This window comes from Flectobacillus major DSM 103 (genome assembly GCF_000427405.1).
GTDB lineage: Bacteria > Bacteroidota > Bacteroidia > Cytophagales > Spirosomataceae > Flectobacillus > Flectobacillus major.
This window is the reverse complement of record NZ_KE386491.1, coordinates 1,435,229-1,455,420: the sequence shown is the minus strand read 5'-3', so window position 1 is coordinate 1,455,420 and position 20,192 is coordinate 1,435,229. Positions and strand designations below refer to the sequence as shown.

General features: G+C 38.1%; 17 protein-coding genes. 4 read left to right on the top strand and 13 right to left on the bottom strand.

The window, feature by feature from the left end:
• The first annotated feature begins 115 nt into the window (after nucleotides 1–115).
• Both FLEMA_RS76010 and FLEMA_RS0107900 read left to right on the top strand, forming a co-directional pair.
• Nucleotides 116–1,012 (top strand): hypothetical protein, encoded by an 897-nt coding sequence (locus FLEMA_RS76010; RefSeq protein ID WP_026994996.1) that lies wholly within the window; start codon nucleotides 116–118, stop codon nucleotides 1,010–1,012.
• Between the two features lie 619 nt (nucleotides 1,013–1,631).
• Nucleotides 1,632–3,638, top strand: a complete 2,007-nt coding sequence (locus FLEMA_RS0107900; protein WP_026994995.1) for an NUMOD1 domain-containing DNA-binding protein — start codon at nucleotides 1,632–1,634, stop codon at nucleotides 3,636–3,638.
• Nucleotides 3,639–3,744: 106 nt separating this feature from the next.
• On the opposite strand, the gene FLEMA_RS67900 is transcribed toward FLEMA_RS0107900, so the two are convergent.
• From FLEMA_RS67900 to ligA, 4 genes are all read right to left on the bottom strand, one after another.
• Complete coding sequence (locus FLEMA_RS67900) at nucleotides 3,745–4,233, bottom strand: hypothetical protein (protein ID WP_144080057.1); 489 nt, start codon at nucleotides 4,231–4,233, stop codon at nucleotides 3,745–3,747.
• A complete protein-coding gene (locus FLEMA_RS0107890; protein WP_026994994.1) occupies nucleotides 4,214–4,516 on the bottom strand; it encodes a Dabb family protein in 303 nt (100 codons plus the stop codon). Before FLEMA_RS0107890 ends, FLEMA_RS67900 begins: the two co-directional genes overlap by 20 nt.
• An 87-nt stretch (nucleotides 4,517–4,603) precedes the next feature.
• Nucleotides 4,604–5,488 carry a 4-hydroxy-tetrahydrodipicolinate synthase gene (dapA, locus tag FLEMA_RS0107885; RefSeq protein ID WP_026994993.1) on the bottom strand — a complete coding sequence of 295 codons (885 nt, stop codon included), beginning with the start codon at nucleotides 5,486–5,488 and terminating at the stop codon, nucleotides 4,604–4,606.
• Nucleotides 5,489–5,591: 103 nt separating this feature from the next.
• Complete coding sequence (ligA, locus tag FLEMA_RS0107880) at nucleotides 5,592–7,595, bottom strand: NAD-dependent DNA ligase LigA (protein WP_026994992.1); 2,004 nt, start codon at nucleotides 7,593–7,595, stop codon at nucleotides 5,592–5,594.
• A 262-nt stretch (nucleotides 7,596–7,857) separates the two neighbouring features.
• On the opposite strand from ligA, the gene rpe reads away from it, so the two are divergent.
• Nucleotides 7,858–8,517, top strand: a complete 660-nt coding sequence (gene rpe / locus FLEMA_RS0107875; protein WP_026994991.1) for a ribulose-phosphate 3-epimerase — start codon at nucleotides 7,858–7,860, stop codon at nucleotides 8,515–8,517.
• A gap of 235 nt (nucleotides 8,518–8,752) precedes the next feature.
• Here the strand turns inward: rpe and ccoG are convergent, their stop codons facing one another.
• The 9 genes from ccoG to FLEMA_RS0107825 form a co-directional block, all read right to left on the bottom strand.
• The gene (gene ccoG / locus FLEMA_RS0107870) at nucleotides 8,753–10,201 is read right to left on the bottom strand and encodes a cytochrome c oxidase accessory protein CcoG (protein WP_026994990.1); all 1,449 of its coding nucleotides are present in this window, start codon (nucleotides 10,199–10,201) and stop codon (nucleotides 8,753–8,755) included.
• Nucleotides 10,202–10,488: 287 nt separating this feature from the next.
• Entirely contained in the window at nucleotides 10,489–11,361 is an 873-nt protein-coding gene (locus FLEMA_RS0107865; protein WP_229359384.1) for a cbb3-type cytochrome c oxidase N-terminal domain-containing protein, read from the bottom strand.
• A gap of 28 nt (nucleotides 11,362–11,389) precedes the next feature.
• A complete protein-coding gene (locus FLEMA_RS0107860; RefSeq protein ID WP_026994988.1) occupies nucleotides 11,390–11,581 on the bottom strand; it encodes a hypothetical protein in 192 nt (63 codons plus the stop codon).
• A gap of 107 nt (nucleotides 11,582–11,688) precedes the next feature.
• Nucleotides 11,689–13,830 carry a cytochrome-c oxidase, cbb3-type subunit I gene (ccoN, locus tag FLEMA_RS0107855; RefSeq protein WP_026994987.1) on the bottom strand — a complete coding sequence of 714 codons (2,142 nt, stop codon included), beginning with the start codon at nucleotides 13,828–13,830 and terminating at the stop codon, nucleotides 11,689–11,691.
• A 129-nt stretch (nucleotides 13,831–13,959) separates the two neighbouring features.
• Entirely contained in the window at nucleotides 13,960–14,121 is a 162-nt protein-coding gene (ccoS, locus tag FLEMA_RS76535) for a cbb3-type cytochrome oxidase assembly protein CcoS (protein WP_081681277.1), read from the bottom strand.
• A gap of 228 nt (nucleotides 14,122–14,349) precedes the next feature.
• Complete coding sequence (locus FLEMA_RS0107840; protein WP_052354018.1) at nucleotides 14,350–14,820, bottom strand: group III truncated hemoglobin; 471 nt, start codon at nucleotides 14,818–14,820, stop codon at nucleotides 14,350–14,352.
• 75 nt (nucleotides 14,821–14,895) lie between these two features.
• Nucleotides 14,896–15,711 carry a phytanoyl-CoA dioxygenase family protein gene (locus FLEMA_RS0107835; RefSeq protein WP_374755630.1) on the bottom strand — a complete coding sequence of 272 codons (816 nt, stop codon included), beginning with the start codon at nucleotides 15,709–15,711 and terminating at the stop codon, nucleotides 14,896–14,898.
• Nucleotides 15,712–15,994: 283 nt separating this feature from the next.
• Nucleotides 15,995–16,741: an acyl-CoA desaturase gene (locus tag FLEMA_RS0107830; RefSeq protein WP_026994984.1), complete on the bottom strand. Its 747-nt coding sequence runs from the start codon at nucleotides 16,739–16,741 to the stop codon at nucleotides 15,995–15,997.
• A gap of 65 nt (nucleotides 16,742–16,806) precedes the next feature.
• On the bottom strand, nucleotides 16,807–19,197 hold the full coding sequence (locus FLEMA_RS0107825) for a heavy metal translocating P-type ATPase (RefSeq protein WP_044171087.1): 2,391 nt from the start codon (nucleotides 19,195–19,197) through the stop codon (nucleotides 16,807–16,809).
• Between the two features lie 154 nt (nucleotides 19,198–19,351).
• On the opposite strand from FLEMA_RS0107825, the gene FLEMA_RS67895 reads away from it, so the two are divergent.
• Entirely contained in the window at nucleotides 19,352–20,053 is a 702-nt protein-coding gene (locus FLEMA_RS67895) for a Crp/Fnr family transcriptional regulator (protein ID WP_044171085.1), read from the top strand.
• Nucleotides 20,054–20,192 lie beyond the last annotated feature (139 nt).

Here is a 20,192-nt window from a genome sequence, read left to right as displayed (position 1 = left end):
AATCTTACACAACAACAAGTATGCCCCTCCACTACCACTAGTATTATAAATACGCTGTTCAGTATATTACCTATTGTATTTATACTTCTTTTCAAACAATAATTCTTTCCACACTATGCCGTACGACTTTTCTATATCTCAGTCGGTTTTGCCCAATGGTAGAACTGCCTATTATGCCAAACTCAACAATTCGGACCAAGCAAGGTTTTTGGTTGGTTATAAAACCTTGTACGATGGCAACAAATTCGGGCTTTATAACACTTTGGTTGTAAATCAAGGAAGTTATAACCCTGCATCATTTGCTCAACAGCACGACTTTTGGGCGTATTTTATTGCTCCAACAGCACGAGCCGAAAGCAATAACTCGTACAGTTGCTTAAATACCTACGACCGAGCCAAATTCACTTTTGGTTTTATGCAATACGCCGTACACGTACCCGAAGGCGACTTTGTGCGATTTCTGCGAAAACTATTAACTTTACCTAATGCCAATCTTTATTTTCCTCGATTGATTTTAGTAAACAATAGGATTCATTATCAAAATGGTAATACCATTACACAACTCGAAAGTAATAGCTCGACACAAGGGCTTATGGATTACTTTAACCCAAGCCTCGACGAGGTAGAAAACCAAGAGTTGATTTGTTCGGCCAGAATGATACACTGGGCTATCAACGACCCTAAGCATAAGGCTGTTCAAGTAGAATTAGCGATTCAATTTTTTCAGGAAAACATGAAAAGTTATCATCAAAGATTTGGCTTAGATGGTGCCCCTGCCAAAGTGTGTGCAATGGTTTGCGATATTAGGCATCAGGGACGAGGTACAAACGACAGAATTGCCAATGCCTTGAATACAGGAGGAGATTATGAAAAAGCATTTCGTAATTTGTGCAGTATAGGAGCAAGCAATTATCAGGGAAGAATTAATACCGTCCGAAATACCATCAGTAGTCTTTTGACTTCGGGGCAATTTAACCAAACCTACCAAGCGGCCAACAACGTATTTGTATAACGTTAGGCATTACCTAACCACTTTTAAAAGTTCTATCATCTATATTTCTTGAGAAAAATAAAAGTAGGGGTAAGATTATTTTTATTGGGTTTGAAAAAACAGCTAAGTCAAAAGCCCTCAAAAAGCAGAAATTTGCCCCTTTTTAATTTTGCCAACAATTCAATAATATTGGTAAAGTTTCCCTAAAAACAGATATAATGTCTATCATGCCTTTGCCCTAGCTCTAAATTTCTATATCTCAAATGCCCTATCCTACTTGCTACCGAATATAAAAGTTCCAAAACAACCTCTATAATTTACTAGGATTGCCTCAATGGTTTTGTTGGGGTATTTTTTTGCATTTTACTTCAATATTTATATAATAGAGCCATAAAATAGACTTATATAGAAAAAGGAAGCAACCTCTTATTGGCTTCCAAGAATAATGAAATTCACAGAATGAGGGGACAAACAGAACAACGATTTATAGAATTTGGCTGTTATTTTTTGAATGAAAACTTATAAATTCTGATAATTTTATTAAGTTTACTCATCCAAATATTTACAAAAGAGTTTAAATAGTTCTTATAAATCGAACAAAAAAACGTTCTATTAAAACCTAAAACCCTTTCTTGCCACGATGGAAAAAAAGCCAAGAATCATTTCAAAAAGCAAAGCCCTTCAATTGGGCGATTTCTCAGGTTATCCTTTCATGAATACCTCTCTAGTGAATCTTGAAGGCGAAGAATGGATAGGTATTCCTCAATTTGATGAATGTTTTATGGTATCTAATATGGGACGTGTCAAAGCATTGCCACGTCTCATTATTTCAGTTGATGGACACAAACCATACTATACCAAAGAACGTATATTCTCTCAATATATAACAGGCACGCTTAATAATCATACCAACGATTATACTTTTCAATTAAGTGTTCACATACGTTATGAAGGTTTAAGTTGTATACTTCAAGTAAACAGATTAGTATATGACTGTTTTGTAAAAAAGCTAAACTATGATACCGATAAACTAAAAATTATTCATAAAGATGGAGATAACCTTAACAACAAAATAGCAAATTTGGAAGCCAGCAATAGTACGTATATTTTTTATGATCAAGTTAAAAAGGAAAGAAGATCTCTGAAAAGTAAGTCAGTAATCGTACAGAAGCATAGTAAAGCTGTGATACAGTATAATTTACAAGGAGAGGTACTTAATCATTTTCCGAGTATCTGTGCTGCCGCAGAGGCTACCCAACTTTTACGAAGTAATATTAAAGATGTTTTAAAGAAGAAACATATTCAGTTGAAGGGTTTTGTATTTCGTTATGAAACAGACCCGTATCAAGGAGAAAATGCCAGTTTTTCAAAGACCAAAAAAGTAAATCAATATACAATAGAAGGAACACTACTCAAAACCTATAATTCAGTATCAGGGGCATCTTATGCAACAGGCATTACCGCAGATAGTATTTCTAAATGTGCTTTACTCAAGAGTAAATTTGCAAGTGGTTTTGTATGGCGATACGAAGGCGATATTTACGAAGGCAATTTTACCCGTAGAGCCTTAAAGGTTTCGGTTTGTCAATATACCAAATCAGGGGAGTTTATAGGTAAATTTCCCTCTATAACCTTGGCCGCCAAATCCCTTGGATTAAATGACTCTTCTATACGAGATTGCCTAAAAGGACAAAGTAAAACTTGTGGTGGTTATGTATGGCGAAGAGAAAATCAACCCTACGAAGGCGAGCATAAAGATTTCAGCAAAACAAAAGCCGTTGTAAAATTAGACCGCTCAGGAAATATTTTGGATATTTTTCCTAGCATAGTAGCAGCGGCCGAAACGATAGGCCTAACCCCCGATGCTATTCAAAAAAATGTAACTGGCAAAAATTATACCGCAGGAGGTTTCGTTTGGCGGTATGCTACGGCAGAAGAAAGTACAGCCCAGCCCGAATATATTGCTCCGAAACCTACCAAAGTAAGTATTACGGCTATAGCTGTAGTACAATATACGAAAGATGGAACAAAGGTAGCCTCTTACGATTCTATCACAGAAGCCTCCGAAAAAACAGGAATCGGTATGCCAACTATTCGAAACTTTATTGATAACCCCACACATACCTATGGGTCTTTCATCTGGAGAAGGAAAGGGGATGAATACAAAGGAGAATTAGAAAATGTTATTCGAGAGAATGATGCTAAAATCGTAACTCAGTATGATTTAAACGGAAAAAAAATAAAAGTGTTTGCCAGTGTCTATGTTGCCTCAAAGGCGATGAAATACTCCTCTTCATGGATAAGCCAAGTAGCAAGTGGTAAATTAAAGGTGGCACACGGTTATATTTGGCAATATGGCGATGGCCCTGAAGAAATAGATATAGAAGCCTATAGGGCAGACACGAATTTGCATATAGATAAAACCCGTAAAACGGTGAGCTGTTATGACTTATCGGGTAACAAAATTACCAGTTACAATAGTATCACCAAAGCCAGCCAAGAAAAGTTAACAACCTTAAACAAGGTAGGAGCAGTTGTAAATGGCAGAACTAAATCTACCCAAGAGCTAATTTGGATATACGGTGATGGCCCCGATAAGATCGATACAGAGGTTTATTTTTTAAATGGTGAAATAAGAGCCATTTAAGAATAAAACAGCTTCAAAACAAAATCTCCTATTATTTTACGTACCGCAAAATAATAGGAGATTTTTGTTTGTTGTATGCACTCTTTTGTTTTAAGCCCTCAACACCCTAATAATTTGATTTAACCTGAGGTTTTAAAACGTATCTATAAGCTGTACCAGTAAGTATATAACCCGAAGTTTTTGCCGTCGAAAATACTTTATAATTTACATTTACTAATCCACTTGCTCCTAAATCCTGAGCTTTTTCTACCAATTGATTCATCAAATCACGTTTCTGTTGTTCGTCGTTTCCTCGTTTCAACATTCTACCTTTGTATTCTTGGTCTTGAGTTAGAGGGTATTCGGCCGAAATAGTCAGCTTTTCGATTTCTTCAATGGCATTTTCTGGTCGTTCTGTACCCTGAAATATCTCAATAGGATATTTGTCGGCTACGCCAAAACCTAGTCCTAAGCCAGAGTCGTACCCACCTGTTTGATAGTTGGGGCGATAATAAGAGCTTGTTTGAGGCGGTTTGGCACATGACATCGTAATGACACTTATCAAACCTACTAAATAGCACTTTGGGGTAATATTTTTAAATACTTTCTGCATCATAAATTAGCACTCTGTCCCAGAGGTGGTTACATTCTTCCACAAATTTAAGGTGGATTGGGTCAATTTGGTACGCATCGTGTCCTTCTATGTTGTTAAAAACTGTTAAAAGGTTAAAATCATAGCTTTTATCAATCACAGGGCGGTCGGTTGCTGCGGGTGTTCCTATATTAAACGTTACTAAACCGTTGATAGTACCCAAAGAACTTACACCCTCAATAAATTTTTGACGGTCTTCGGTAGACAAATCTGGTTTTAACCAGAAATTTACAATATGAACAAACATGATTATAATGAGTTTAAAATTGGTAAAAAGGAAAAGAAAAAGGCAATGAAATCAATAAAATGCTTGCATTGCCTTTTGTGTTGAGTTTTATAATAAATGGTCTTTTGCTAGTATAACTTGCATTCTTTGGCCAAGTTCTTCAGAAGCTTTTACCAATGGTAAACGAACATCCGAGCCTGAAATCCCTTTAATTTCAAGGATTTTTTTCACGCCTACAGGGTTTCCTTCTTCATACAAAAGCGGGTCTATTGCCAAGAAGTCGCCGAGGGTTGTTCGTGCTGTTTTGAAGTCACCGTCTAAGGCAGCATGAATCATTTGTGTAAATTTAGCCGGAACAGCATTGGCAATTACCGACATTACGCCTACGCCTCCACAAGCAATAATAGGTACACCCTGCACGTCGTCGCCCGAAATCAACAAGAAATCCTCTGGCTTATCTTTATTAATTTCCATGCATTGTTCAATAATACATGAGGCTTCTTTGATGCCAATAATATTGGGGTGCTGTGCCAATGTCAATGTAGTAGCAGCCGACATATTGATACCCGTACGCCCCGGAATATTATACATAATTACAGGCACAGGCGAAGCATCGGCAATAGCAGTATAATGTGCAATTACGCCTCTTGCCCCTGGCTTGTTGTAGTAAGGGCATACCGAAAGAATAGCATCGACACCCGACAAATCTACTTCTTGTAAATATTTAACCACTTCTGGCGTATTGTTACCACCTACTCCGTAAACGATTGGAAGATTCTTGTAGTTGTTTTCTTTGATGAAGTCCAGAATACGCTTCTTTTCTTCCTTAGATGTTGTAGCTGATTCGCCAGTAGTACCTTGAACAACTAAATAATCGACTCCTCCGTCGCTTACATGATGAATTAAAGCTTTTAATCCATCGTAGTCGATACTCCCATCCTCAAACATTGGGGTTACTAATGCGGGAGCTACACCATGAAATTTTGGTCTCATTATAATTTGTGTTTGGTTGAAACATTACTTTTCAATGTTTCAGTAATTAATTAGATAATGGTTACTCGATTTTATCCTATTAGGAAAACCTATTTCCTATAACTTATGCTACTAACATGGCCAAAAAATCTTCTTCCGAAATAATACTTACACCCATTTTTTCAGCTTTTTCGATTTTTGAAGGGCCTGCTTCTGCTCCTGCCAACAAATAGTTCAGCTTTTTTGATACACCACTGAGGACTTTCCCTCCGTTTGCTTCAATTTTCGTTTTGAGTTCGTCTCGGCCAAAGTTTTGAAAAACACCCGAAATTACAAAAGTTTTTCCTTCCAAAGCATTTCCTTCTACAACAATTTCGGTAGGAATATGCACAAACTGTAATCCTGCCTTTTTTAGGCTGTCGATAAATTGTACATTTTCGTTGTCTTGAAAATACGCAACGATACTTTGGGCAATACGGTCGCCAATTTCGGGTACTTGAATCAGCTCTTCGTAAGTGGCTTTTTCAAGGGAATCGATTGTTAGAAAATGGTTGGTAAGTTTTTCGGCTACTGTAGCCCCCACATACCGAATTCCGATAGCAAAAAGTACTTGTTTGAATGGAATTTCCTTTGATTTTTCGATACCCGATAAAATATTATTAATCGACTTTGCTTTAAACCCTTCCATGCCTTCCATATCTTCCTTTTTCAAAGTGTACAAATCGGCTGGGCTATTCAATAAGCCTTTTTGGTAAAAAGATTCTATTGTTTCGGTCCCAATATTTTCGATATTCATGGCTTTTCGCTGAATAAAATGCTCGATTTTACCCTTGATTTGGGGCGGACATCCTTTTTCGTTGGGACAATAATGGTTGGCTTCTCCTTCTTTCCTGATTAATGGAGTGCTACATTCAGGGCAAACTTCTGGAAAATGGATTTCTTCAAAACTATCTTTTCGCTTGCTAAGGTCTACGCCAGTGATTTTAGGAATAATTTCGCCTCCTTTTTCTACAAATACGGTGTCGCCAATATGTAAATCCAATCGTTCTATTTCATTGGCATTGTGTACGCTAGCACGCTTTACAACCGTACCTGCCAAATGTACGGGTTTTAAATTGGCTACGGGCGTAATATTGCCTGTACGACCTACCTGATAGCTTATCGACTCCAATGTAGTACTAGCCGACTCGGCCTTGTATTTGTAAGCAATAGCCCAACGAGGCGACTTTGCCGTAAAGCCTAATTGTTCACGTTGTGTAAACGAGTTGATTTTCACAACAATACCATCGGTATTGAGTGGCAGGCTATGGCGTTTGTCTTCCCATTTTTCAATAAAAGCCAGTACGTCTTGAATATTACGGCATTTTTCCCATGTATCCGAAATATTAAATCCTGCCGATTTGAGCCAGTGTAAGCTTTCTTCGTGTGTGGCAAAGGTATCGGTTTCGGAAAGGAATTGATATACATAAAAATCTAGCTTTCGTTTGGCTACCACCGACGAATCTTGCATTTTGAAAGTACCAGATGCGGCATTTCGTGGGTTGGCCAAAAGGGCTTCACCAATATCTTCACGCTCTTTGTTGATAGCTTCAAAAGACGACAATGGCAAAAAGCCCTCACCTCTTACTTCAAATTGTACTGGCAAACCCGTAGCTTGCACTTTAAGAGGTAAAGTTTTGATGGTTTTGACATTGGCCGTAATGTCGTCGCCCCGAACGCCATCGCCACGGGTTACACCCTTTACAATAACGCCATTTTCGTACCATACCGACAAGGCTACACCATCAAATTTTAGTTCACAGATATATTCATATTGTTGTCCTTCCAAGCCTTTCTGTACTCTTTCGTCAAAATCAATTAGCTCTTGAGCATTATAAGTATTGCCCAACGATAACATCGGGAAACGGTGAGTTACCGACTCAAATTCTTTGGCAATAGCCCCTCCTACCCGATGCGAAGGCGAATCAGGCCGAACCAAGTCGGGATACTGAGCTTCTAAAGCTTGAAGTTGTTCTAAAAGATTGTCAAACTCATAATCCGAAATCTCAGATTCCGAGTTCATATAATACTGATGATTATAATAGTTGATTTTATCTGTAAGAATTTGAATTTGCTCTTGTGGATTCATTGCTGTACTGTTTTCACGCCAAATTGTCATTGATACCTAATTTTTGAACGCAATTGCTAGCTGGAAAGATATAATTGTAAAAATTAGGTCTAATTTTCGCCTAAGTTAGTTCAAAAATTAAAGTTGTTGAGTAAAATACCTCAAAAGAGTTTTGATTTTTTACTAAAAAAATCATCTGCCAATCGTTCAGCTACCTTTCATTAAGCATATTTGTAGGGGTAATTTCTTTTTTTCATAAGGTACAAACTACTAATTTTGTGGTATGAAAAATGTAATTATTGCTCCGTCGGTGCTTGCGGCGGATTTTGCCAACCTTCAACGTGATGTTGAAATGATTAATAATTCTGAAGCCGATTGGTTTCATATTGATGTAATGGATGGGGCATTTGTACCTAACATTTCATTTGGGATGCCTGTTATTGAGGCGATCAACCGTCACGCCAAAAAGCCTTTGGATGTTCATTTGATGATTGAAAAACCAGAGCGTTATTTAGAAGAATTCAAACGTATTGGTGCTACTAATATTACTGTTCATTACGAAGCTTGCCCACATATTCATCGTACTTTGCAGCAAATCAAAGCCTTAGGCTGTGTGGCTGGTGTGGTTTTGAATCCGGGAACATCGTTGTCGGTATTGGACGAAATTTTGCCTGACTGCGACATGGTGCTTTTGATGTCGGTAAATCCTGGTTTTGGAGGACAAAAATTTATTGAATCTACCTACGATAAGGTACGTAAATTGCGTCAGATGATTGACTCAAGGGGTTTGAAAACGATTATTGAAATAGACGGAGGTGTAAACCAAGAAACTGGCAAAAAACTAGTAGAAGCTGGTGCCGATGCTTTGGTAGCAGGTAGTTTTGTATTCAACGCTCTAAATCCTACCGCAACGATTGCTCACTTGAAAAAAGTTGGCGAATAATAAGGTACGATTTTACCCAAAAATAAGTTGAATATATTTTGATGAGGGTATTACACTAAATTGATTACAAAATATCTTTTCTATTTTTCTCTGTAAAGTATTTTGTACCAATTACGTGCCAAAAGTCAAACTCACTTTTAGCCCCTACACCTTTATAATTAACTAATTATCAGAATTTTACAACAAAAAGGTGTATAAGCCAATGGCTCGTACACCTTTTTTATTCAGGCTTTATCTACTCCATTGGCCCTAAAAATGAAGTTTTCACTTGGTCTATTACCTCATTGCCACTGATTAGCTCTACTTTTAGCTTCAGGTTGGGGTTTTCCATATCTTTTTTAGGAATCACAATAAAAAATGAGCCTTTGGTAATTTCACCTTTGGTAAGCTGCAAAGGTTTACCGATAAGTTTTACCACGGCACTCGGATAGTCTACTACTCTGATGGACACAGGCATGGACTCTCTTGACTTATTCAGAATTTCGATATTATACAAGTTAGACACCCCACCTCCTTTTTCTTCTTGGTAAGTCAAGCCTGGGGTTCTCAGTAGGGTTGTTTCTACCTCGTTTCGGGTAAGCAACAAATAGCCCAATATTCCTAGCAATAGCGTCAATACAGCAGTATATGCTCCAATACGCAAATTAAAGCTCAGTTTTTCGCTTTTTTCGATACCATCCAACGACGCATAACGAATCAACCCTTTTGGTTGTTTTACCTTTTCCATCACTTCGTCGCAGGCATCTATACATGCAGTACAGCCAATACATTCGAGTTGTGTACCATTACGAATATCTATACCCGTTGGGCATACTTGCACACAAATACTACAATCTATACAATGCCCTTTGTTTTCAACGGGTTTGGTGAGGGCTTGCAATTCGGCTAAGGGGTTGCGGTCGTCTTTTGTTTCTTTTTTAAGTTTTCCACGAGGTTCGCCACGAATAAAATCATAGGCCACAATAATAGACTTTTTATCTAACAAAACCCCTTGCAAACGGCCATAAGGACAAACAACAATACAAACTAATTCACGGAATTTGGCAAAAACAAAATAAAATACAAACGTAAAAATCACGATAGATACCAAGCCCGTAATATGATTGAGGGGGTTGTCGGTCATGATAGCCAATAGGTCGTGCTTACCTATAATATAGGCCAAAAAGGTATTGGCAATCAAAAACGAGATAATAAAGAATATAATATGCTTGGCGGTTTTCTTCAAGATTTTCTCGGTTGTCCACGGAGCTTCGTCGAGGCGTTTTTGGGCTTTGTAGTCTCCTTCTATCCAAACTTCGATTTTTCGGAAAAGCATTTCCATAAAAATCGTTTGCGGGCAAGCCCAACCACACCATACACGCCCAAATATCACGGTAAAAAGTATGATAAAAACGATAAACGTTAGTAAGCCAAAAGCTACCAAATGGAAGTCTTGTGGAAAAAATGTAACCCCAAAAAAGATAAACTTACGTTCGAGGACATTGAATAAGAACAACGGATTGCCATCTACTTCTATAAAAGGAATACCAAAAAGCAATCCTAATAACAACCAAGAAAAATAGGTTCTTAGCTTGTAGAGTTGCCCTTTTACTATTCGTGGATAAATCCAGATTCTTTTCCCAGTATCTGTTACATTTGACAAGTGGTCCCGAAATTCGTCGGTATTGATATTAGCTGATTTCATAATTTTAATGAATTAAATACCCCAATGCTAAGTCTATTTAGCGTTTTTCATAAAAAAAGTGTTCGTGGTCAGTATAATCCAGCACTACCCAAGATTATCTGAAACACGAACACCATAATAAGGGTTAGCAATAGGCAAATTTGCCTTTATTCACAATGAATGAGCTATAAGGTTAAACCTTATGTAGACTGTCTATTTTCTTTTGCAAGCTAGTTGTCACTGAGTCGTTGCAAACTAGCCATTTGGCCTGTAATTAGCTACAACCCTATTATTTTTTACGTACTTTGTTACTTTGTACTAGCAGTTTCGGCTACCATTTTTTCGCCCTGAGGTTCTTTGGCATTTGCTGGCTTAGACCCTTGAATAGAAAGAATGTAGCTTGAAACTTGTTGAATTTGAATAGGATTCAACGATTTTTTCCATGAAATCATCCCTTTTTCGGGTACACCTTCAGTAATAGTATGGAAAAGATTTTTGATAGTACCACCATGCAACCAATATTCATCGGTAAGGTTTGGCCCAACCACCCCCTCGCCGTTGGCACCATGACAAGCCACACAGTTTTGGGTATAAATCTTTTTACCATCTTCTAGTGCTTTTACTTCTGTAAGAGCTTTTACGTTATCTTCATTTACCGAGTTGGCAAATTTTTTCATGTATTCTTCTCTTGCTTTTTCGGCAATAGCTACCTCTTCCGAATACTCGTTGTTCATGATTTGTCCATTTCCAACAATATGATAGCCAAACATATACACTACCGCTACTACAATGGTAATATAAAACAAATACATAAACCAAGGGGGTGTAGGGTTGTCGAGTTCGGCGATGCCATCGTATTGGTGTTCAAGCATTTGGTCTTTTTCAAAAGCAATAGGTTTAAGACTCCAAAGCTTTTGCCAAAAAGTACGGTTTTGCATGGCTTTTTCGTACTCGTCGCTTACCTCTACTTTAGGTTTGATTAAGTTACGAATCTGTCCATTCAAATTGAGTGTTACCACTACAATTACCAAACAAATCATGGTCATAATTCCTAAAAGGCTAATCAAAAATAGCTCTTGGCCAGATTTAATACTTGGCAAAAAGGAATTGTTTGTTGTTTCTGCGGCCAACATCGAGAACGATGCCAGACATAGCGTGAGTAAAATAGATATTCGCTTCATTGGATATATCGTCAATTAAGGAAGGTTATCAGATAGAAATTACGTCTTTATAGTCATCTTGATTATCCTCAAGAGGTAGGTTTTGCATTTTGGTAAGGTAGTTTTTGTCCATGACAAACAAATACAAACTCACTACCACAAAAAACGCCATAAATATGATAAAAGAAGTAATCATAAAGGTATCAGCTCCTTCAACTTTATCAATAAATTGCTTAAACATGGTTGTTAGGATTTAAAGCTTTGAGGAAATACAAGCCAACAGATTGGTTATGAGTGCGAATTAATTTTTATTGGCACTCATAACGCTTTGTCTGTTATGGCCTTTTCTTAATTTGCTGCGGCTTCTGATTTTTTAATATCAGTTCCTATTCTTTGCAAATAGGCAATCAAGGCAATAATCTCTTTGTCGGCCGACACCTTCACGCCTTCTTTGGCTAGGTTGTCAGCAATACCTTTTGCTTGTGTTTCCAGATCCTCTTGAGCTTTTAGCAATTGGTAGTCGTCGTAGGGCACACCCAATTTCTTCATAGCTTTTAGCTTATCCTGTAAGTTGGACACGTCCAATTTTTGTTCAAGCAACCAAGCGTAGTTTGGCATAATAGATCCTGGCGACATTGATGAAGGCTCACGCATGTGGTGATAGTGCCACGAATCGGGGTATTTACCACCTTCACGGTGCAAATCTGGCCCTGTTCTTTTTGACCCCCACAAGAACGGATGGTCGTATACAAACTCTCCGCCTTTTGAATATTGGCCATAACGTTCGGTTTCACTTCTGAATGGTCTTACCATTTGGCTATGACAACTTACACAACCTTCTCTGATATACAAATCACGTCCTTCCAGTTCTAATGGTGTATAAGGCTGTACCGCCGCTATACTTTCTACATTCGATTTTACCATAAAGGTTGGTATCAATTCGATAAATGAACCTATCAAAATCACTACTAACGAGCCTACCAATAATGGCAGTGGCTTACGCTCAAACCAACGGTGCCAGTATTTGTCGCTACCTTGTGGTACAAATTCGGCTGTAAGAGCTGGAGCTTCTGCTGGTTCGTTGGCTTCCAATGTACCTTGTGCCATTGTTTTGAACAAGTTGTAGGCCATCAAAATAGCACCTGACAAGTATAACAATCCACCAAATGCCCTCATTGCGTGCATTGGTAATACCTGCAAAGTAGTTTCTAAGAAGTTACCGTATTTCAAAGTTCCTTCTGGAGCAAACTCTTTCCACATCATACCCTGTGTAAAACCCGAGATATACATGGGTACAGCATAGAACAAAATACCCAAAGTACCAATCCAGAAGTGTACGTTGATTAATTTTTTAGAGAAAATATTAGTATGATAAATGCGTGGAATCAGCCAATACAAAATAGCAAAACTCAAAAATCCATTCCAGCCCAAAGCTCCTACGTGTACGTGTGCTACAATCCAGTCGGTAAAGTGAGCAATCGCGTTCACGTTTTTCAAAGAAAGCATTGGCCCTTCAAAAGTTGCCATACCGTAGCTAGTAACCCCTACTACCATAAATTTCAGGATAGCATCTTCACGCACTTTGTCCCAAGCACCTCTTAGGGTCAACAAACCGTTAATCATACCACCCCACGACGGAGCAATCAACATAATCGAGAATACTGTACCTAACGATTGTGCCCAGTCTGGCAAACTTGTATAAAGTAAGTGGTGAGGCCCAGCCCAGATATAGATAAAAATCAATGCCCAGAAGTGTAGAATAGATAATTTATAAGAATACACAGGGCGATTAGCCATTTTGGGTAAGTAATAGTACATCAATCCCAAAAATGGTGTTGTCAAGAAAAATGCTACGGCATTGTGTCCATACCACCATTGTACCAAGGCATCTTGTACACCTGCATATAACGAATAACTTTTGAGGAAACTTACAGGTAGTGCCATTGAGTTGGTAATGTGCAATACCGCTACTGTAACAAATGTGGCAATATAAAACCAAATAGCAACATACAAGTGGCGTTCACGACGTTTGAAAATTGTACCAAACATATTGATACCAAATACTACCCAAATCAACGTGATTGCTATATCTATTGGCCATTCTAGTTCGGCATATTCTTTACTACTTGTTAAGCCCAATGGTAAAGTTATTGCTGCCGCAACTATAATCAATTGCCAGCCCCAAAAGTGAATTTTTGATAATAAATCACTGAACATTCGGGCTTTACAAAGGCGTTGTAATGAATAATATACGCCCATAAAAATGGCATTTCCGACAAATGCAAAAATTACGGCATTGGTGTGCAATGGACGAAGACGACCAAATGTGCCATATTGTGTTACGTTTAACTCAGGTTTGAAAAGTTGAGAAGCGACTATTACGCCTACCAACATACCCACAATCCCCCAGATAATCGTAGCAACGGCAAAGTTTCGGACAATTCGGTTGTCGTACTCAAAGCGTTCGATGTGTGTACTGATAGCTGACATATTTTTAGATTAGAAATTGGTTATGTGTTTAGGTTACTCTGTTGTAGTACAAAACTGGCTATGCTTACTATTGCCACGTGTTTTGCCTAGGTTATTGCCCTGATAATTGGTCGATTGCTCGATTACTTATCATTTTTTGGTACTGCTCGGATGCGTTTCATCAAACAAAATACGCATGGCTGGTGTATGTAAATCATCATTTTGCCCATCTTTCATCGACCAAAAGAAGGCTCCTAAAAAGACCAGTGCCATCAGGAGACTTACGCCTATCATTACGAAGATTATTTGCATTTTTTTGAGGTTTTTATCATTATCTATACCCCAAAATTGGTACAATATGTCGGGTTCAGCTATGAGGAATGTTAGTAGCTATACTTGCATATATTAGCCTTTTATATGATAAAAGTCAGCTAATGGGGTTTGTATTTAAAGCAAGATTGGCACGTATAGATACCAAAAAAGCCTCCTCAGTATTCTGAGGAGGCTTTTCACCACAATAAGTAACTCGTTTTCAGGCTGTCAGCTATTCACTTCTATTGTTGATGTATTATTAAGCTTATTCATATAGTCTATTTTATGAGCCCAAGCGTTAGCAATATTATAGGCTCTGGTTTTGGCTTCTTCGGCTTTTTCACCCTCAAAATTCTCGTCCAATGTTTGAAAAAATAATACAAGCCACTGTTCAAAATGAGGAATTGTAATTGGATGAACACTATTAATAATCAAATGTGGACGTAATGGATGCCCATCGTAGCCTTCTGTACCAAACAATATCATTTCCCAAAAATTGTACATTTTGGGGAGGTGCTTTTCCCAATTCACCCTAGCAACAGTATCGAATACATGCCCTAGCATGGCGTTGTCTCGTACTTTATTATAAAATAAGTTGACCAACAGCTCAACATCCTCTCGTGTTGCCAATATTCGTTTTCCGCCCGTACCTTGCTGATTGGCCAATGGGTTCTGTTCTGGGTTCTCTTCCTGAGTCATCTTGTTGCTTATCTAAAATCTGCTGAGCTGTATTTATATGCTCATGTGTTTTCACTAAAATTGTTCAAAACTACATTATTTCTGAACAATTTTTGCCAATTTATGATAAAAAGGCGTTTTACTATTCTCGTTTTTAGGGGAATATTTGCCCTGAATAATCGGAAAATACATGACTCTTCTGCGTGATTTTTCGCCAGTAAACGGACAAACCTCTACCCTATGCCACAAATCGCCATCGTGTACTGTCAAATCGCCTGCCTCTATATTAAGCCCCACTTCGTTGGGGTCGGGGTTATGATCGATAAATTGTTTTTTCAAAAATAACACCTTCATTTTGCTCAAATTATGCGTACCTGGCAATACCCTAAGGCCTCCGTTTTCAAAAGGGCAATCGTCGAGGTGTGTACCGATATTAAGCATTTTCAAGATTTTTTGCCCCAAAAATAAATCTCGTGGGCTATCGGTATGCCAGCCCATTTGCGAAAACTTACTATTGTCTTCGTTGATATAGTGGTTGAATACCAAGCCATCCTTTTCGATTTCGGCAATACGGTTGTTGTTAGGCTCTAGAAGTGTCAACAAAGCTTGTAAGCGTGGGTCTTGGAGGTATTCGTGCAAAATTTGGCTATGCAACGACAAAAAGCACATTCGTTGAATCATGGGCTTGCCAGCTACATCTTTACCAAACTTGAGTGGTGTACCATTCATTTTCTCTAAGCCTTGGTCGAGCCACTCTTTTTCTACTCGATGGGCTTCTTGTAAAAATAACTGAACGGTTTCTTTACTAAGAAAGTTTTTAAAATGGAGAAATCCATATTGGTTAAAATACGCTCTTTGCTCGTCTGTCAATTTTTCGCCAAGCGTAAAAGTTTTGGCTTCAAAATTTTTCACCATATCTTTAAAACATTTTGAATATCTGTAACACCTTTATTTAAAAAGAGACTTATTGCTATATGCTCAAATTAGCGATTGAACGATTCAATACCTGATAATCATCCAATCACTAATTCGAGTGTTTTCAAAGGCCCCTACTTCCTCTACTACGTAGTTTAGTACAATACAAAAGGTTAAAAACTATTTCGGAATTTGAATAAAATACCCCTCAATTTCATAAAAAGCAATAGGTACAATCCATCCGACATTTGATTTTCCAAAATCTTTTGTATAGCCCTAACTACATGTAGTTGAGGTCATTGTTTTTCTTCAACTTTATGATTCTTAATGAATTAAGCAATAATATTACTGGATACGTTGGGTCAAACTCATGCCATTTTACACCAAAGTTGGCTCTACCGCCCAATTTGTGGTGATTGTTGTGATACGACTCGCCCATCATCAAGAAATCAAATGGTAATAGGTTTTTGGCAGTATCATTTACCACAAAATTGATATAACCATATTTGTGAGCAAACCAGTTGATAACAACACCGTGTACAGGCCCCATCAAATAATGAATTGGTAACAAAGCGTACTCCCATGTATGCGTAGCAAATTTCATATAAAACAAAGTGTACAATGTACCCCAAGCCAAACGAGAAATCCATAAATCACCAAGCTTTTCCATGAACATCCAGTTGGGAACATTCTTTTTAAATTTTGGTTCAATATTGGCTCTATCGTACAAAACATCGTTATAAATCTTTTTGGTTTTCCACATCATATCAAACAAATTGTTTGAATAACTTGGCGAATGTGGGTCGTTTTCGGTATCGGCATAGGCATGATGCAAACGGTGCATAATACCATAAGCTTTTGGACTTAAAAAAGATGAACCCTGTGTAATAAACGTAAATACATAAAAGAATTTCTCCCAACCTTTCGACATGGTAAACATCTGGTGTGCAGCGTATCTATGCAAGAAAAATGTTTGTGAAAAAAGGGATAAATACCAGTGTGCTACAAAAAATAATAAAATTGCCATAAAAAGAGATTTTAATTTCCTACAAAGTTAGTCGAGTATCTATAAGGTTTTGTTGACAAAAATCATTAGTCAAATTGATATTTGCCACGCCAAATCATGCCTACAGAGGCAATCAATACCATCGTTGCCGAGCTAAGGGGCATCAAAATTGCGGCTACAACTGGCGATAACGAGCCAGTAATGGCAAAGCTCAAACCAATGAAATTATAGACCAACGATACCACAAAACTAAATTGTATGATTTTGAGTGAATATTTACTGTATTGAAAAAATGAACTGAGTTTTTGCAAAGAATTAGCCTCCAAAATGGCATCGCTCGATGGCGTAAAGTTGAGGGTGTCGTCGGTAATTGCTATTCCAACGTCTGATTGCTTCAACGCTCCTGCATCGTTGAGGCCATCGCCAATCATCATTACTTTGCGACCTTGGTCTTGTAATTTTTTGATAAAATCTAGTTTCTGTTGTGGTGTACAATTAAACTTCAAGTGCTTTTCATTCACAAACCACGAACTAAGCTGAGCTTTTTCAGCCTCGTTGTCGCCCGAAAGCAAATAGGTATCATATCGGGTACTCAATGACTTAATAGCTTCTTGAATATTTTCTCGGTAATGATTCGGCAATGAAAAATACCCTAAATATTCGTGGTCAATTTGTAAATGAGCCACACTTGCCTGATAACTCTTTTCGAGTGGTAGCGATTCGGGTACTACGAAGTCATGCGAACCTAGCTTGATTTGATGCCCATGATAAATACCTTTTACGCCTTGCCCTGTAATTTCGGTAAAGTTTTCTACCTCCAAATACATCGGTTCATTGAATAGGTATTTTATTTTTTGAGAAACTGGGTGGGTCGAGTTTCTTACCAAAGACGATACCATCATTTCTTCAAACTGGCTCAACGGTCTACGTCCATGAAATGTTGGCAAACTCCCCTCAGAAGTAGTTAAAGTACCCGTTTTATCAAACACAATGGTGTCGCATTGTGCCATTGTTTCTATTACTTCGGCATTTTTAAGATACATCTTTTGTTTGCCCAAAATTCGCATTCCATTGCCCAAAGCAAAAGGGTAGCTCAAAGACAAAGCACAGGGGCAAGCAATAATCAAAATAGCCGTAAAGGCATTCATTACCTTGGTGGTATCATGAAAATACCAATAGGTGGCTACTATCGTTGCCAAAGTTAGTACTGTAATGGTAAAATATTTACCCACCAAATCGGCAAAGGTTTTGATACGGCTATTTTGTTGTTTCTGAAAAGTATCGTTATTCCAAAGTTGTGTCAAATAACTCTGCGAAACCTCTTTCAGCACTTCCATTTCTACGGTTTCGCCAACCTGACGGCCACCAGCAAACAAGAAATCACCTACTTTTTTGCTTTCTAAGGCCGACTCGCCCGTAACAAAGCTGTAGTCGATTTGGGCATTACCTTTGTACAACAACGCATCGGCAGGAATAAGCTCGCCGTTTCTTACCAAAATTTTATCGCCTTTTTTCAAGGCATTAAGCGATATTGCTTCTTCTTTGCCAGCATTGAGCTTGGTAACCGCCAAAGGGAAATACGACTTATAGTCACGCTCGAAGGACAAAAAATGATAGGTTTTTTGCTGAAACCATTTCCCTGCTAACAAAAAGAAAATCAACCCAGTTAGCGAATCAAAATAGCCCGCTCCATCCAAGAAAATCACCTCGTAAGTACCTCTAAAGAATGCCACCAAAATACCTAGCAAAATAGGGAAGTCGATATTGATAATACCTTTTTTGAGGCTTTTCCAGACAGATTCAAAATAGCCCGAACCCGAATAAAATACCACAGGAATGGCCATAACAAGGTTGAGATACCCAAAAAGGTGTTTGTACATGGTATCGTCTAGCCCCAAATATTCGGGAAAACTAAACAGCATGATATTGCCCGAACAAAACCCTGCAACCCCTATTTGGGTCAAAAGCTTTTTGTAAGAAGGCTTATTTTTTTCTTTTACAACATCGTTGAGGCTAATCAGTGGCTCGTAGCCTATCGAACTCAGTAGCTCGGCTAGTTGGCGGAGGCTTATTTGGTGGTAATTAAAAGTAACAGCTACTTGTTTTTTCAGAAAATCGACCTTCGAGGTAGTAATTCCTTCATGAAGTTTGTAGAGGTTTTCTAATAAATACAAACACGAACTACAGTGGATACTCGGAATATAAAAGGTTATCTTACAAATAGTATCGTTCTTAAAATCAGTTAGTTGAGCTACAATATCTGTATTGTCCAAAAACTCAAAATGTGCTAACTGAGGGCTATTGCCCGACATCTGCTCAATATCGTAATAATTGCAAAGATTATTTTGGTCAAGAATTTCGTAAACTGTTTTACAGCCTTCACAACAAAAATTCTTTTCTTCTATATGAATATGGTTGTCGGGGCAGTCATTGCCACAGTGGTAACAAACCAGTTGGGTATCGGTGAGGGCTTCCATATTATCATCAATTTTTTTCCAAAATTTGCCGATAAGCTCTAAATGAAATATGAGGAAGGTGATACACAAACCTGATAAAAGTCATATTTTCAAATACTGACCTTTTGCAACTTCGCATAATGATTTTTATCACTCCTAATCAGTTATTATTTATATGAAGTCACAAGCCCCCGACTGCAATAGTTGTCAGTTTAAGGAAAGTTCGCTTTTCAAACACTGCCATACACATGAGTTAGACGAACTAGCAGAAAGTAAATGTTTTAACTCGTACAAGAAAGGACAAGTAATTTTTCATGAAGGCAATCGCCCTTTAGGGATTTTTTGTGTGTTCAGCGGTAAAGTAAAGGTTAGCAGAATGGGGTCGGATGGCAAAGAGCAGATTATCCGTTTAGCCAAAAAAGGAGATACATTAGGCTACAGGTCGTTGATAGACAATACCAAATATACGGCTTCGGCAATTGCCTTGGACGAAACAGAGGTGTGTTTTGTACCTGCAAGCGAATTTAATAAACTTATTGACGAAAACGTGAAGGTGTCTACCGACCTTATGCGAATGCTGGCTCGTGCATTGGGCGATACCCAAGACAAACTGATTCACTTGGCCATGAAGCCCGTAAGAGAACGCTTGGCAGAAGCCCTTTTGCTACTCAAAGCTACTTATCAAGAAGAAGGGAAAACGCCTTTCTCGATTGCTATTTCGCGAGAGGACTTATCGTCGATTGTAGGAACAGCCAAAGAAACTGTTATCAGGTTTTTATCAGAGTTTAAGGAAGATGGTATTATTACAACTCATGGAAGCGAAATAACGATACTCAATCCCGACAAACTCGTAAAAATCAGTAGTATGTACGACTAGCATATATTGCTACAAGGATAGTTTTGTGCAAGATGAAAAACAAGCCGAGGCAAGCTATTTTGCCTATTTAACGCCACTTATCTTTTCATCGTGAATACTTTATATGTCAACTTTTTGGATGATTAATATCATTTCAACG